The sequence below is a fragment of the Burkholderia sp. Bp9142 genome, assembly GCF_003853415.1.
In the GTDB taxonomy this organism is placed as follows: Bacteria; Pseudomonadota; Gammaproteobacteria; order Burkholderiales; family Burkholderiaceae; genus Burkholderia.
In genome coordinates, this window is record NZ_QTPP01000003.1 from 108,592 (window position 1) to 122,369 (window position 13,778).

The window sequence follows — 13,778 nt, forward strand, 5'->3', positions numbered from 1 at the left end:
TGCGAAGCGTCGAACGGCAAGCGATAAAAAACCGACCGGCGAGTGCCGGTCGGTTTTTTTTGCTGCTTGGCGAACCCGTGCGGGGAGAGCGCGCGACGCGCTTACGGAAACACCACCGTCCGATCGCCGTTCAGGAACACCCGCCGCTCGATGAATCCCTTCACCGCGCGCGCGAGCGTGATGCATTCCACGTCGCGGCCGACCGCGAGCAGCTGCTCGGGCCGCAGCGCGTGATCGACACGTTCGACCACCTGCTCGATGATCGGGCCTTCGTCGAGATCGTCGGTCACGAAGTGCGCGGTCGCGCCGATCAGCTTCACGCCGCGCGCATGCGCCTGGTGATACGGCTTCGCGCCCTTGAAGCCGGGCAGGAACGAGTGATGGATGTTGATCGCACGGTTCGCGAGCTTCGCGCTCGTTTCCTGCGACAGCACCTGCATGTAGCGCGCGAGAATCACGAGTTCGGCGCCGCTCGACTCGAAGAAATCGAGCCACTGCGCTTCCTGCTGCGCCTTGGTGTCGGCCGTGATCGGGAAATGACGGAACGGCAGACCGTGCTGCGCGGCGAGCGGCTCGAAGTCGGGATGGTTCGACACGATGCCCACGATGTCCATCTTCAGCTCGCCCATCCGCCAGCGGAACAGCAGGTCCGCGAGGCAGTGCTCGAGCTTCGACACCATGATCAGCACCTTCGGGCGCGCGTTCACGTCGTGGATCGCCCATTGCGTGTCGCCGTCGCGGCCGCCGAGCTCGGCCGCGATCGGCCCGAACTCCTGGCGCAGCGCGTCGATCTGCAGCGTCTCATCCGTCGGATGAAACACGCAGCGCACGAAGAAGTGGTTGCTGAGATCGTCGTCGAACACGTTCAGCGCATCGACATAGCAGCGATGGCGCTCGAGAAAGCCGACGACGGCGGCGACCTGGCCGGCCGCGCTCGGGCACGACAGCGTCAGGACGAATTGATCGGGGCGTGAGTCGGCGGTCATGAGGTTCCTCGAATGTCTTGGGGCGCGAACCCGCGCGGCGGCGCACCGGGCGCCAGGCTACGCGGGTAGCGGGAGACTCAAGTAAATCAGGACGATTCGGGCACGGATAGAACCAACCCGCCGTGTGGCTGGTATCGGCGCGCCAGCCCCGCCCGGGCGGGCGCCGGCGCGCTGGCAGCCGCCCGGCGGACGTCAGGCGGGGGTCTGCTGACCGGTCGGACGGCCGTTCAGGCCGGCGCGCACGCGTCGAGCAGCCAGCGGCGGAACACGTGGGTCGCGTCCGGCTCGGGCCGCTGCGGCGGCCGCACGAGGAAGTAGCCGCGCGACGTCACGACGGGCGCGTCGACGAGCTTCACGAGCTGCCCGGACGCAACGAGCTCGTCGACGAGCGGCGACCAGCCGAGCGCGACGCCCTCGTCGAGCAGCGCTGCATGGATCACCAGCGCATAGCTGTTGAAGGTCACGCCGCGCGCGTCGGCCGGCGCGTCGAGGCCGTGCGCGTCGAACCAGCCGGCCCACGACAGCCAGCGCTCGGGGCGCGTCGGCTGCACGTGCAGCAGCGGCAGCGTATGCAGGTGCTCGGGCCGTGTGACTTGCGGGTGCGCCGCGCGGAACGCGGGCGAGCACACGGGCGTGACGGATTCCGGAAAGAGCCGCGCGGCCGTGCACGACGGCCAGTGGCCGTCGCCGAACAGGATCGCGATGTCGGCGTGGTCGCGCTGCGCGTCGTAATCCTGTGACGTGACGACCCGCACGTCGACGTCCGGCATCACGCGCTTCAGCCCCGCGAGGCGCGGCATCAGCCAGTAGGTCGCGAAACCGAAATCCGTGACGATCGTGAGCGCGCCGTGCTCGCGGCGCGCGCGCAGCGTCGCGGTGGCGCCGCGCAGCGTGTCGAGGCTCACCCGCACGGCTTCGTACAGGCACTGGCCGTCGCTCGTCAGCGTGACGCCGCGCGGGCTGCGCTCGAACAGCGGCACGCCGAGTTCCGCCTCGAGCTGGAACACCTGCTGGCTCACGGCCGGCTGCGTCGAGCCGAGCTCGCGCGCGGCGGCCGTGAAGCTCTGGAGACGGGCGGCCGATTCGAACGCGCGCAGCGCCTGCATCGACGGTAACGGTTCGGATTTCGACATAAGTCTCTCTAATGGCCTCATAAGGGCCGAACGCCTTCCCGCGCGAATTCGGGCGGGTGATAGTGCTTCGGACGGCACGGCGCCGCGCCAGGCCTTCCAGGATTCTAGCCAGTCGCGGCCAGTGCGCGCGGTACTTTCTGCAGGCCGCGTCCGTCTTGCCGGCTGCTTCGCTGCACGAGCGTCGCGCCGTTTCGTTCGAACACCGATTTCCCCACGACCGCGATGACGAACCCGACTCCCAACATCCTGATCCTGATGGCCGACCAGTTGACGCCGTTCGCGTTGCCGGCATACGGCAACCGCGTCGCGCGCACGCCGACGCTCGATCGCCTCGCCGCGCAAGGCGTGGTGTTCGATGCCGCGTATTGCGCGAGCCCGCTGTGTGCGCCGTCGCGTTTCTCGCTGCTGACCGGCAAGCTGCCGTCGGGTATCGGCGCCTACGATAACGCCGCCGAATTGCCGGCGCAAACGCTGACCTTCGCGCACTACCTGCGGGCCGGCGGGTACCGCACGATGCTGTCCGGCAAGATGCATTTCTGCGGCCCCGACCAGCTTCACGGCTTCGAGGAGCGGCTGACGACCGACATCTATCCGGCCGACTTCGGCTGGGTGCCGGACTGGGATCATCCGACCGAGCGGCCGAGCTGGTATCACAACATGAGTTCGGTGCTCGAGGCCGGCCCGTGCGTGCGCACGAACCAGCTCGACTTCGATGACGAGGTCACGTTCGCGGCCAGGCAGAAACTGTACGACGTCGCGCGCGAACGCGCGGCCGGGCACGACGCGCGGCCGTTCTGCATGGTCGTGTCGCTGACGCATCCACACGATCCGTATGCGATCACGCGCGAATACTGGGATCTGTACAGCGACGACGAGATCGACATGCCGGCCGTGCGGCTCGACGCGGAGCAGAGCGATCCGCATTCGCGGCGGCTGCGCTTCGTCTGCGAAAACGACCGCACGCCGCCGACCGACGCGCAGATCCGCGCCGCGCGCCGCGCGTACTACGGCGCGACGTCCTATGTCGACGCGCAGTTCGGCAGCGTGCTGGCCGCGCTCGAGCAATGCGGGTTCGCCGACGACACGATCGTGATCGTCACGTCCGATCACGGCGACATGCTCGGCGAGCGCGGGCTCTGGTACAAGATGACGTTCTTCGAAGGCGGCTGCCGCGTGCCGCTGATCGTCCACGCGCCGGGCCGCTTCGACGCCGCGCGCGTGCGCGGGCCCGTGTCGCACGTCGACCTGCTGCCGACGCTCGTCGACCTGGCCGGTGCGGCGCCCGCCGGCGGCTGGCCCGACGCCGGATGGCCGGACCCGGTTGACGGCGCGAGCCTCGTGCCGCATCTTCAAGGCGCGCCCGCGCACGACGTCGCACTGGGTGAATACCTCGCGGAAGGGGCGGTCGCGCCGGTCGTGATGATCCGCCGCGGCGACTGGAAGTACGTGCATTGCCCGGCCGACCCCGACCAGCTCTACCACCTCGCCGACGATCCGCGCGAGCGCACGAACCTGGCCGGCCTGCCCGAAGCCGCCGACGTGCTCGCCGCGTTCCGCGCGGAGGCCGCGCGGCGCTGGAACCTGCCGGCACTCGACGCGCAGGTGCGCGCGAGCCAGCGGCGGCGCCGCTTCCATTACGCGGCGACGACGCAGGGCCGCATCCAGGCGTGGGACTGGCAGCCGTTCACCGACGCGAGCCAGCGCTACATGCGCAATCACATCGAACTCGACACGCTCGAAGCGATGGCGCGCTTTCCGCGCGTCGGGCGCTGAACGTATCGCATCGCGCTCATTGACGAACGACGGAGGAAGCAAACCATGAAACGGCAATCCCATGCAGCAATCCGGAGGCTCGGCACGGCGCTCGCCACGGCCGCGTGCGTGGCGGCGATGCAGCCCGCACACGCCGCCGACCCGCAGACGTGCCGCGACGTGAAGATGGCGGCGCCCGGCTGGACCGACATCGACGCGACGAACGCGATGGCCGGTGTCGTGCTGAAGGCGCTCGGCTACCGGCAGGACGTCGCGAACCTGTCGGTGCCGATCACGTACCAGGGCTTGAAGAAAGGGCAGGTCGACGTGTTCCTCGGCAACTGGATGCCCGCGCAGGCGCCGCTCGTGAAGCCGTTCGTCGACGAGAAGTCGATCGACGTGCTGCACGCGAACCTGAGCGGCGCGAAGTTCACGCTGGCCGTGCCCGACTACGTCGCAGCCGCGGGCGTGCGCACGTTCGCCGATCTCGCGCGCTACGCGGACCGCTTCGGCGACAAGATCTACGGGATCGAGCCTGGTGCGCCCGCGAACCAGAACATCAAGCGGATGCTGTCCGACCATGCGCTTGGCCAGGCGAACTGGTCGCTCGTCGAATCGAGCGAGACGGGGATGCTCACGCAGGTCGAGCGCGCGGTGCGCGACAAGCGCTGGATCGTGTTTCTGGCCTGGGAGCCGCACCTGATGAACACCAAGTTCCACCTGACCTACCTGTCGGGTGGCGACGCGTACTTCGGGCCGAACTACGGCGGTGCGACGGTCAATACGGTGACGCGCCCGGGCTTTGCCGGCCAGTGCGCGAACCTGGCGCGCTTGTTCCGGCAGATGACCTTCTCCGTCGACGTCGAGAACCGGATGATCGCCGACATGCTCGACAACAAGACGACGCCGTCGCTCGCCGCGCAGCATGCGCTGAAGGCCGAGCCCGCGCTCGTCGCAGGCTGGCTCGACGGCGTGACCACGGCGGCCGGCGCACCCGCGCTGCCGGCCGTGCGCGCGGTGCTCGACGGCCGCTGACCTGCCTCCGGGCGGCCGGTTTTTGCCGCGCCGCCCGTCTCCGTGTTTTCCCGACCAGTCGCATCGAGACCATTTGGTGTCGCCTTCAGACGGGTGGCAGGAAATATGGGTTTGTATTTTTCGCCAATGGCTTCGTTATTGCGGAAAACGAAATGCCGAAGCCAGCGGACGTAACGAATTCGAATCAGCCGGCGTATTGCGGCGCGCGCCAGGCCACGGTTCTTTCCATCGAACGGTTCAGGGAGGGTGGTCGACAATGAAGCAAAAGAAAGTTGCCGTAGCCGCCGCGCTTGCATGCGCGGCCTGTATTCCCGCCATCGGCCACGCGCAGAGCAGCGTGACGCTGTACGGGATCATCGACGCGGGCATCACGTACGTGAACAACACGGGCGGCTCGCACGTGGTCAAGTTCGACGACGGCATCGCGTACGGCAACCGCTTCGGCCTGAAGGGCACCGAAGATCTCGGCGGCGGCCTGAAGGCCGTGTTTACGCTCGAGAGCGGCTTCCACCTCGGCAACGGGCAACTCGGCTTCGGCGGGGCGGAGTTCGGCCGCCAGGCTTATGTCGGCCTGCAGAACGACTGGGGCACGCTGTCGTTCGGTAACCAGCTGGACATCACCAACGAGCTCGTGTCGATCTACAACATCTCGGCATGGGGCAGCGGCTATGCGATCCACCAGGGCGACTTCGACCGCTTCAACGGTGACCGCCTGCCGAACTCGGTGAAGTTCCTGTCGAACGACCTGAACGGCTTCAAGGTCGGCGCGATGTATTCGTTCGGCAACGTCGCCGGCAACTTCCACCGCAACAGCGCATGGAGCGCGGGCGCGAGCTTCACGAAGGGCGACTTCTCGATCGGTGCCGCGTACACGCGCCTGAACAACCCGAACGGCATCTATGCGTTCGACCCGTACGCGATGATCGGCACGCACACGTTCCTCGGCCAGCAGACCGTCACCGTCGATCCGGCGACCGGCGCGCGCACCGACCTGTTCGCGAACACCGCGATGGACGTCGACAGCCAGGGCACGTTCGGCGTCGGCGCGAGCTACACGATCGGCAAGCTGACGCTCGATGCAAACTACTCGTACACGACGATCAAGGGCTTCGGCCAGTCGTCGCACATGCAGGTGTATGAAGGCGGCGGCCTGTACCAGTTCACGCCGGCGTTGAGCTTCATCGCGGGCTACCAGCACACGCGCTTCGAAGGCCACCACTGGAACCAGGGCACGGCCGGCCTGCACTACCTGCTGTCGAAGCGCACCGACGTCTACATTTCCGGCGACTACCTGCGCGCGTCGCAGGGTGTCGATGCGGTGATCGGCTACAGCTTCACGCCGTCGACCACGCAGACGCAGGCCGATGTGCGAATCGGGATGCGGCATTCTTTCTGAGTGGGGTGGGGTAGATCTTTCGACGTCTTCAGCGAGGTCTCTCTTTGGCGCGAACCGCGGTTCGCGCTTTTTTTTTGCGCGGCGGCGGGGCCGCGCAGTGTGCGCCGGGGGCGCCGGCGCGGCGCGAGCGTCCGGCAGGGGCGGGCCGGTTGGCGATATCATCGCCGTTTGGCCGCATCGCACCTCGCCGATCGCCCGCTTCCTTCCGATGACGTCTCTCCGATGACCACCCCGTTACCCGAATCCCGTCCGCCGTCGCCGTTACCCGCCAACCTGTTCCGCCACGCACCGTTCCAGCGCTTCTGGGGCACGCGCGTGATGTCGTCGCTGGCATTCCAGATCCTGTCGGTCGCGATCGGCTGGTACGTCTATGCGCTCACGCACAGCGCGTTCGCGCTCGGTCTCGTCGGGCTCGCGCAGTTCGTGCCGATGTTCGCGCTGACGCTCGTCGTCGGGCAGGTGGCCGACCGCTACGACCGCCGGCGCATCGCGACCATCTGCCAGGGCGTCGAGGCGCTGGCTGCCGGCGTGTTCCTGCTCGGCGCGGCGCAAGGCGGGCTCACCGCAACGGGCGTGTATGCGCTCGCGGCGATCGTCGGCACCACGCGCGCGTTCGAATCGCCGTCGGTGTCGTCGCTGCTGCCGGCCGTCGTGCCGCGCAGCGACCTGCCGCGCGCGACCGCGCTATCGACGTCCGCGAACCAGGCCGCGCAGATTCTCGGGCCGGCGTTCGGCGGGCTGCTGTACGGCGTTGGTGCGCCGGTCGCGTTCGGCACGAGCGTCGTCGCATTCGCGATCGCGGCGGTGCTGAGCAGCACGATTCCGCTGCGCAGTGCGCCGCCCGCGCGCGAGCCGGTTACGCTGCGTTCGGTGTTCTCGGGCATCGCGTTCATCCGGCGCGAACCGGCGATCCTCGGCGCGCTGTCGCTCGACTTGTTCGCGGTGCTGTTCGGCGGCGCAACCGCGCTGCTGCCGATCTACGCACGCGACATCCTGCAGGTCGGACCGTGGGGGCTGGGCGCATTGCGCGCGGCACCCGCGGTCGGTGCGCTCGCGGGCACGCTGTGGCTGACGCGCTTTCCGCTCAAGGGGCGGCCGGGCCGCGCGATGTTCGGCGGCGTGATCGCATTCGGCATCGCGACGATCGTGTTCGGGCTGTCGAAGAATTTTGCGCTGTCGCTCGTCGCGCTGGCGGCGTTGGGCGCGTCTGACGTGGTCAGCGTCGTCGTGCGCCTGTCGCTCGTGCAACTGCGCACGCCGGACGACATGCTCGGTCGCGTGAGCGCGGTCAACTCGCTGTTCATCGGCACGTCGAACCAGCTCGGCGAATTCGAATCGGGCGTGACGGCTGCGTGGTGGGGCGCGCCGGCGGCGATCGTGGTCGGCGGCGCGGCGACGATCGCCGTTGCGCTCACGTGGATGCGCCTGTTTCCGACCTTGCGGAACATGACGTCGCTGGAGCGCGATCATTGAGCCGATGTCACGGCCGGATGCATCCGCCTGAAGCCGGCCTTGTTCACGGCAATTTATTTCAAAACGCTTTCTATTTTCAATCAATTGCCAAACGGAATTCGACCTGGATAATCGTCTGATTAATCAGACGGGCAGCCGTCGTTTCGATTGGGTCGAAGCGATGGCGCCGGAAACCGTGAGCGCCGGCCGGATTCGACGAGGCGGGAAACCGAAAAGGGGCTATTCCATCAATGCCTTGCTGCGCCGGGCTTCGAGCGATTATTCATCGGATGAAATGACCGATGAGAATTACGGAATCTATTCTACTAATTACAATTAACTTTCCGTAATTTTTCGAAACATAGCCCTTTCGTATGACGAAGCGGTTATCAATTGAAACAATAAGAAATATCTGGAATGATACCGATTCTCATTTTCATGACCGCTGCGGCGACTGCGCCGCCGGTCACTCGTCAACCGTAGCCAGCCAGTGTCGTCGTCGGCCTGATCGTCGTCGCCCAGCGAGCCAACGCATCCGTGCCTCGTGCGCGCATCGCCGCGCGTTCCACGCGGGGCGGTTTCATTCCGACTGGATTTCCATGCCGAACAGGACCCCGTTCGCGAGCGCGCTCGCGCTGGCCTTTGCCTTGCCTATTGCTTCGCCCGCACTCGCTCAGAGCACGAGCGCCGAAGCGTCGCCCGCCGCCACCGCGAAACCGGGCGCTGCGTCGCCGGCCGCCGCCGCGACCGCGCGCGACGCGCTGCCGACGATCAGCGTCACGGGGCAGGCCGTGCAGCAGGACTTCCAGGCCGAGCGCTCGACCGTCGGCGCGAAAACCCCCACCGCGCTGCGCGACATTCCGCAGTCGGTCACGGTGATCAACAAGGCGCTGATGGAATCGCAGGGGCTCACGTCGTTCCAGGACGCGCTGCGCAACGCGCCGGGCATCACGATCGGCGGCGCGGAAGGCGGGCAGATCGGCAACAACATCAACCTGCGCGGTTTCACCGCGCAGAACGACATCTATCTCGACGGTTTCCGCGATCGCAACCAGTACTACCGCGACACGTTCGACCTCGATTCGGTCGAGGTGCTGTACGGTCCGTCGTCGATGCTGTTCGGACGCGGTTCGACGGGCGGCGTGATCAACCAGGTGTCGAAGAAGGCGAACCTGAAGCCGTCGGCCGAGGTGTCGACGACGATCGGCACCGACGATCACTACCGCACGAGCGTCGACCTGAACCGGCCGCTCGGCGCGACGTCGGCGTTCCGCATCAACGCGTTCGGCCAGTCGCTCGGCTCGACGCGCGACGTGATGAAGAACAAGGACTACGGGATCGCGCCGGAGCTGCGCTTCGGCATCGGCACGCCGACCGAGGTCACGCTGTCCGCGTTGATCCAGCACAACTACGACATGCCGGACTACGGCGTGCTCGCGGTCAACGGCCATCCGGCGCCGGTGCCGAAGAACACGTTCTACGGCCTCACCGACGACCGCACGATCCAGGACGTGCAGACGGTGTCCGCGCGCATCGATCATCGCGTCAACGACGCGCTGACGATCAGCAACCGCACGTCGTTCTCGCACTCGATGACCGACGCGCGCGAGACGGCCGCGAACGCGGTGCTGACCGGGCCGCGGTCGTCGAGCACCGCGCTGGCGAACGGCAACTACACGTCGTTGCCGATGTCCGCGCTGTATGTGAAGCTCGCGAGCCACGATCGCGTGATCGAAAACCATTCGGTCGACAACGACACGATGGCGCATTTCAAGTTCGACACGGGCTTCGTGAAGCATGACCTGATCGCGGGCGTCGAGTTCGGGCACGACAGCTACACGAACCAGGCGTACACGCGCAGCGGCCTGCCGATCCTGTCGCTGATCAATCCGGCCTACCTGTCGTCGACCGCGGCCAACGCGACGCAGACGCCGGCCAACCATGCCGAATCGGGCGCGACGACGCTCGCCGCCTACATGAACGACACGGTGTCGATCGGCCGCGACTGGAAGTTCGTCGGCGGGCTGCGCTGGGACCGCTTCCAGGCGCATCTCGCGAACACGGTGAGCGCACCCCGCTACGCGTCGCAGACGAACTATTTCACGAGCGTGCGGGCCGGCGTGATCTACCAGCCGACCGAATCGCAGTCGTACTACTTCTCGTACGGCACGTCGTTCAACCCGTCGCTCGAGACGCTGACGGTCACGAACAACACGCAGAACCTGTCGCCCGAACACACGAAGTCGTACGAGGTCGGCGGCAAGTGGGATCTGCTGAACGACAACCTGTCGGTCACGTCGGCGCTGTTCCAGCAGGAGAAGAGCAATGCACGCACGCTGACGTCGACGGGCGAATACCTGCTCGAAGGCGACATTCGCGTGCGCGGCTTCCAGGCGAGCGTGACGGGCCACATCACGCCGAAGTGGCAGGTGTTCGGCAGCTACACGTACATGAACGGCGTGATCCTGAGCGCGCTCGACGGCACGCAGGGCAAGACGCTCGCGAATACGCCGCGCAATACGTTCACGCTGTGGACCACCTATGCATTCACGCCGCACTGGGAGATCGGCGGCGGCCCGACCTACATGTCGGGACGCTACGCGGCGAATACGAACTACGTTCAGGTGGGCGGCTACACGCGCTGGGATGCGACGGCCGCGTATCACGCGAAGCAGTGGGACCTGCGCCTGAACCTGCTGAACCTGACCAACAAGTTCTATTACGATGCGCTGATCCAGTCGGACGGCGGTCGCGCCGTGCCGGGCATCGGGCGCACGTTCCTCGCGACGCTCGACTACCGGTTCTGAGCAGTACGCATGCCGTCCCGTTATTCGATGAAACAGGTGGAACGATGCTTGTACACATACCGAACGTGCTGACGCCCGAGCAGGTGGGCATGATGCGCGACCGGCTCGACCGGGCGGGCGACGCGTGGGTCGACGGTCGCGCGACGGCCGGCTACACGGGCGCGCCGGTCAAGCGCAACCAGCAGATCGCCGAGCACTCGCCGGTCGCGCGCGAACTCGGCGACGTGATCCTGGCCGCGGTCGAGCGCAATCCGCTGTTCATCAGCGCGGCGCTGCCGAACCAGGTCTATCCGCCGCTGTTCAACCGCTACGAAGGCGGGATGACGTTCGGCAGTCACGTCGACGGCGCGGTGCGCGTGCTGCCGAACGGCGTGAAGCTGCGCACCGACGTGTCGGTCACGCTGTTCCTGTCCGCACCGGACGAATACGACGGCGGCGAACTCGTGATCGAGGACGCCTATGGCGTGCAGCAGGTCAAGCTGCCGGCCGGCGACATGATCGTCTACCCGGCGACGAGCCTGCACCAGGTCACGCCGGTCACGCGCGGCGTGCGGGTCGCGAGCTTCTTCTGGGTGCAGAGCCTCGTGCGCAGCGATGCGCAGCGCGCGCTGCTGTTCGACATGGACACGGCGATCCAGCGGCTCAACGCAAGCGGCGCCGATACGCAGGCGTGCCGCAGCCTGGTCGGCTGTTATCACAATCTGTTGAGAATCTGGAGCGAGACGTGAGCGTTGCCGATCCCATCGAAATCGACGCGGCACCCGCATCGCGTGTCGCGCCTGGCGCGCGTCCGGCCGGCTCCGGCGGCACGCGATCGCGCCGCGGCACGTTCATCAAGTGGCTGCGCAAGGTGCACGGCTGGGTCGGCCTGTGGGGCGCCGCGCTCGGCCTGCTGTTCGGCGCGACGGGGTTCCTGCTGAATCATCGTGCGCCGCCGCTGCGGATCCAGACCGGTGCGCCGCATGTCGAGACGTTGCGGCTCGATGTGCCCGATCCCGAACCCGCGTCGCCGCGTGACCTTGCACAATGGTTGCGTACGCAACCGGATCTGCATCTGCCGGAACGCATGGGCCGCGTGCAGCAGGAGCCCGAGCATCCGGTCGCGTGGGGCGACCGCGAGACCGTGCAGCCCGAGCACTGGCAGCTCGTGTTCGCGTCGCCGCGTGAAAGCGTTGCCGTCGACTACTGGGTCGGCAGCGACACGATGACACTCAAGCGCACCGGCAACGGCACGCTCGCGTGGCTGACGAACCTGCACAAGGGCGTCGGGCTGAGCATCGGCTGGGTGTTGCTCGTCGATACGCTCGCCGGCGCGCTGATCCTGCTGTCGCTGACGGGCGTGCTGTTGTGGACGGAACTGAACAAGCGCAAGACGATCGGCGCGGTGCTCGTGGTCGGCTCGATCGTTGCGATCGTGTGCGCGGCCGGCGTGTAACGCTTGACGGTCAGGCGCCGGCGTCGCGCGTGACCTGTACGGCCGTGCCGTAGCAGATGACTTCCGTGATGCCCGAGCCGATCTCGGTCGAGTCGTAGTGCATCGCGACGATTGCATTCGCGCCGAGCTTGCGCGCATCGGCGAGCATCTTGTCGAATGCCTGCTGGCGCGCCTTCTCGCACAGCGACGTATAGAGCGTGATGTTGCCGCCGAAGATGGTCTGCAGCGCCGCGCCGAACGAGCCGACGATCGAGCGCGAACGCACGATGATGCCCTGTGCGACGCCGAGCGAGCGGACCGTCGTATGGCCGGCCAGGTCGAACGCGGTCGTGACGCGCTCGGGCGTGAGATCGCTGATTGAGCGGGAGAAATCGGTCATGGCGGTGCACCGTGGTGCGGAAGTGATCGAACGACGATTCTATCCGGAACGGGAAACGCGTTCGAACGGGCGCCTGACTAGCGCGCCCGTTCTCGGCCGGGCCGGCCGAGCCCCGGTCAGTGCTTGACGGCCGTGCTGGCGTCGCCGCCGAGATCAACCGCATACGCGAGCGCCAGCTTGCCGAACTTCAGCGCGTGGTTCGCCTGCCGATCCGAATTCTCCAGCGTGTCGTTCACGGTATGGATGGTCGGACTGTCGTTCTGGTCGGCCTCGAACGGGAACGACGCCGGGTAGCCCTGCGCATTCCACGACGCATGATCCGAGCACGCATACCCGCACTGCGACGTGCCGATCGAGAGTTCCGGCAGGTAGGTCTTCGCGAGGTTCGTCAGATAGGTGTTCTGTGCGGCGTTCGTGTAGTCGGTGATCAGGTAGATGTCTTTCGGATCGCCCTTGTAGTTCGTCATGTCGAGCTGCAGCACGCCGACCACGTTCGCGTTCTGCGCGCGGAACTGCTTCGCGATCGCCTTCGAGCCGAGCAGGCCGGCTTCCTCGGCTGCGTAGCCGACGAACTTGATCGTCCGCTTCGGCCGATAGTCGTTCGCGAGCAGCACGCGCAGCGCTTCGGTGAGGCTCGCGATGCCGGATGCGTCGTCGTCGGCGCCGGGCGAGCGCGTGTTTTCCGTCGTGCGGCCGACCGTCGAATCGAGGTGCCCGCCGAGCACGATCGTGCCGGCGGCCGGATCGCTGCCGCGGATCGTCAGGATCACCGATTTCTGCGGAAAACCGGTATGCGCGAACTGCTCGACGGCGATGTCGGCACGCGAGCCGGCGAGCTGCTTCCACTGCAGCGCGAGCCAGTCCGACGCGGCGACGCCGTGCGACGTCGTGTAGTAGCGGTTCGTGAAGCCGGACAGCGACGTGATCGTGCCGACGATGTTGCTGGCCTGAAGTTGCTGGAGCCAGGTGTTGATCTGCGGCGCGTTCGATACTGTGTACGCGGTCAGGGCGGCCCGCTTCGCGACTGCCGCAGGCACCGGCTGCAACGCCTGGCGCGCGTCGTCGAACGAATCGTGCACGATGTAGCCGGGCCCGTGGCCGCGCGCATGGTGTACCGCATGCGCGAGTTCGCCGAGCCGGGAATCGTCGATCTCGACGACATGCACGGTTTCGCGGCGCACGGCGCCATCGGCCGCCTTGCCGGCGTCGATTGTGGTGCTGTATTGCGCGGTTGCGCTTGTGTCGATGCGTTGAAGCTGCTTGAGCGCGGTGTCGCCGAGCGTGATCCATACGGGCGTCGCGTGCGCCGCGGCGGCGCTCAGCAGCATGCCGCCGAGTGCGGCGCTCAGGCGGGTCAATGTCAAGGTAGGCATGTTCGATCTCGTGAGGGTAGCGATGTCGAG

Annotated in this window: 11 protein-coding genes; 7 read left to right on the forward strand and 4 right to left on the reverse strand. The window is 66.9% G+C overall.

Annotation, left to right across the window (positions count from 1 at the left end; all coding sequences use genetic code 11):
- Positions 1-101: 101 nt before the first annotated feature.
- Positions 102-986, reverse strand: a complete 885-nt coding sequence (purU, locus tag DIE22_RS04745) for a formyltetrahydrofolate deformylase (protein ID WP_124495141.1) — start codon at positions 984-986, stop codon at positions 102-104.
- Positions 987-1,213: 227 nt separating this feature from the next.
- Positions 1,214-2,140, reverse strand: coding sequence for a choline sulfate utilization transcriptional regulator (locus DIE22_RS04750; protein WP_124495143.1), 927 nt, complete (start codon positions 2,138-2,140; stop codon positions 1,214-1,216).
- Between the two features lie 201 nt (positions 2,141-2,341).
- Between DIE22_RS04750 and betC the strand changes: the two genes are divergently transcribed.
- The 7 genes from betC to DIE22_RS04790 all read left to right on the forward strand — a co-directional run bounded on the left by betC (position 2,342) and on the right by DIE22_RS04790 (position 11,996).
- Entirely contained in the window at positions 2,342-3,892 is a 1,551-nt protein-coding gene (gene betC, locus DIE22_RS04760) for a choline-sulfatase (RefSeq protein WP_124604638.1), read from the forward strand.
- Positions 3,893-3,937: 45 nt separating this feature from the next.
- The gene (gene choX, locus DIE22_RS04765) at positions 3,938-4,906 is read left to right on the forward strand and encodes a choline ABC transporter substrate-binding protein (protein WP_124604639.1); all 969 of its coding nucleotides are present in this window, start codon (positions 3,938-3,940) and stop codon (positions 4,904-4,906) included.
- 256 nt (positions 4,907-5,162) lie between these two features.
- On the forward strand, positions 5,163-6,302 hold the full coding sequence (locus tag DIE22_RS04770) for a porin (protein ID WP_124495149.1): 1,140 nt from the start codon (positions 5,163-5,165) through the stop codon (positions 6,300-6,302).
- Positions 6,303-6,524: 222 nt separating this feature from the next.
- Positions 6,525-7,775, forward strand: coding sequence for an MFS transporter (locus tag DIE22_RS04775; RefSeq protein WP_124495151.1), 1,251 nt, complete (start codon positions 6,525-6,527; stop codon positions 7,773-7,775).
- Between the two features lie 578 nt (positions 7,776-8,353).
- Positions 8,354-10,561, forward strand: a complete 2,208-nt coding sequence (locus DIE22_RS04780) for a TonB-dependent receptor (RefSeq protein ID WP_124604640.1) — start codon at positions 8,354-8,356, stop codon at positions 10,559-10,561.
- 44 nt (positions 10,562-10,605) lie between these two features.
- Positions 10,606-11,289: a Fe2+-dependent dioxygenase gene (locus DIE22_RS04785; RefSeq protein ID WP_124495155.1), complete on the forward strand. Its 684-nt coding sequence runs from the start codon at positions 10,606-10,608 to the stop codon at positions 11,287-11,289.
- Complete coding sequence (locus tag DIE22_RS04790) at positions 11,286-11,996, forward strand: PepSY-associated TM helix domain-containing protein (protein ID WP_124604641.1); 711 nt, start codon at positions 11,286-11,288, stop codon at positions 11,994-11,996. Before DIE22_RS04785 ends, DIE22_RS04790 begins: the two co-directional genes overlap by 4 nt.
- 10 nt (positions 11,997-12,006) lie before the next feature.
- Here the strand turns inward: DIE22_RS04790 and DIE22_RS04795 are convergent, their stop codons facing one another.
- Entirely contained in the window at positions 12,007-12,375 is a 369-nt protein-coding gene (locus tag DIE22_RS04795) for a YbjQ family protein (RefSeq protein WP_124495159.1), read from the reverse strand.
- Between the two features lie 116 nt (positions 12,376-12,491).
- On the reverse strand, positions 12,492-13,748 hold the full coding sequence (locus tag DIE22_RS04800) for a M20/M25/M40 family metallo-hydrolase (protein WP_124495161.1): 1,257 nt from the start codon (positions 13,746-13,748) through the stop codon (positions 12,492-12,494).
- Positions 13,749-13,778: the final 30 nt, after the last annotated feature.

Excerpts from the sequence above, each read along its gene's own strand:
- DIE22_RS04780 (WP_124604640.1), top strand. The coding sequence starts at position 8,354 with ATGCCGAACAGGACCCCGTTCGCGAGCGCGCTCGCGCTGGCCTTTGCC.
- choX (WP_124604639.1), top strand. The coding sequence starts at position 3,938 with ATGAAACGGCAATCCCATGCAGCAATCCGGAGGCTCGGCACGGCGCTC.
- purU (WP_124495141.1), bottom strand. The coding sequence starts at position 986 with ATGACCGCCGACTCACGCCCCGATCAATTCGTCCTGACGCTGTCGTGC.
- DIE22_RS04750 (WP_124495143.1), bottom strand. The coding sequence starts at position 2,140 with ATGAGGCCATTAGAGAGACTTATGTCGAAATCCGAACCGTTACCGTCG.
- DIE22_RS04795 (WP_124495159.1), bottom strand. The coding sequence starts at position 12,375 with ATGACCGATTTCTCCCGCTCAATCAGCGATCTCACGCCCGAGCGCGTC.
- DIE22_RS04775 (WP_124495151.1), top strand. The coding sequence starts at position 6,525 with ATGACCACCCCGTTACCCGAATCCCGTCCGCCGTCGCCGTTACCCGCC.
- DIE22_RS04785 (WP_124495155.1), top strand. The coding sequence starts at position 10,606 with ATGCTTGTACACATACCGAACGTGCTGACGCCCGAGCAGGTGGGCATG.
- DIE22_RS04770 (WP_124495149.1), top strand. The coding sequence starts at position 5,163 with ATGAAGCAAAAGAAAGTTGCCGTAGCCGCCGCGCTTGCATGCGCGGCC.
- betC (WP_124604638.1), top strand. The coding sequence starts at position 2,342 with ATGACGAACCCGACTCCCAACATCCTGATCCTGATGGCCGACCAGTTG.
- DIE22_RS04800 (WP_124495161.1), bottom strand. The coding sequence starts at position 13,748 with ATGCCTACCTTGACATTGACCCGCCTGAGCGCCGCACTCGGCGGCATG.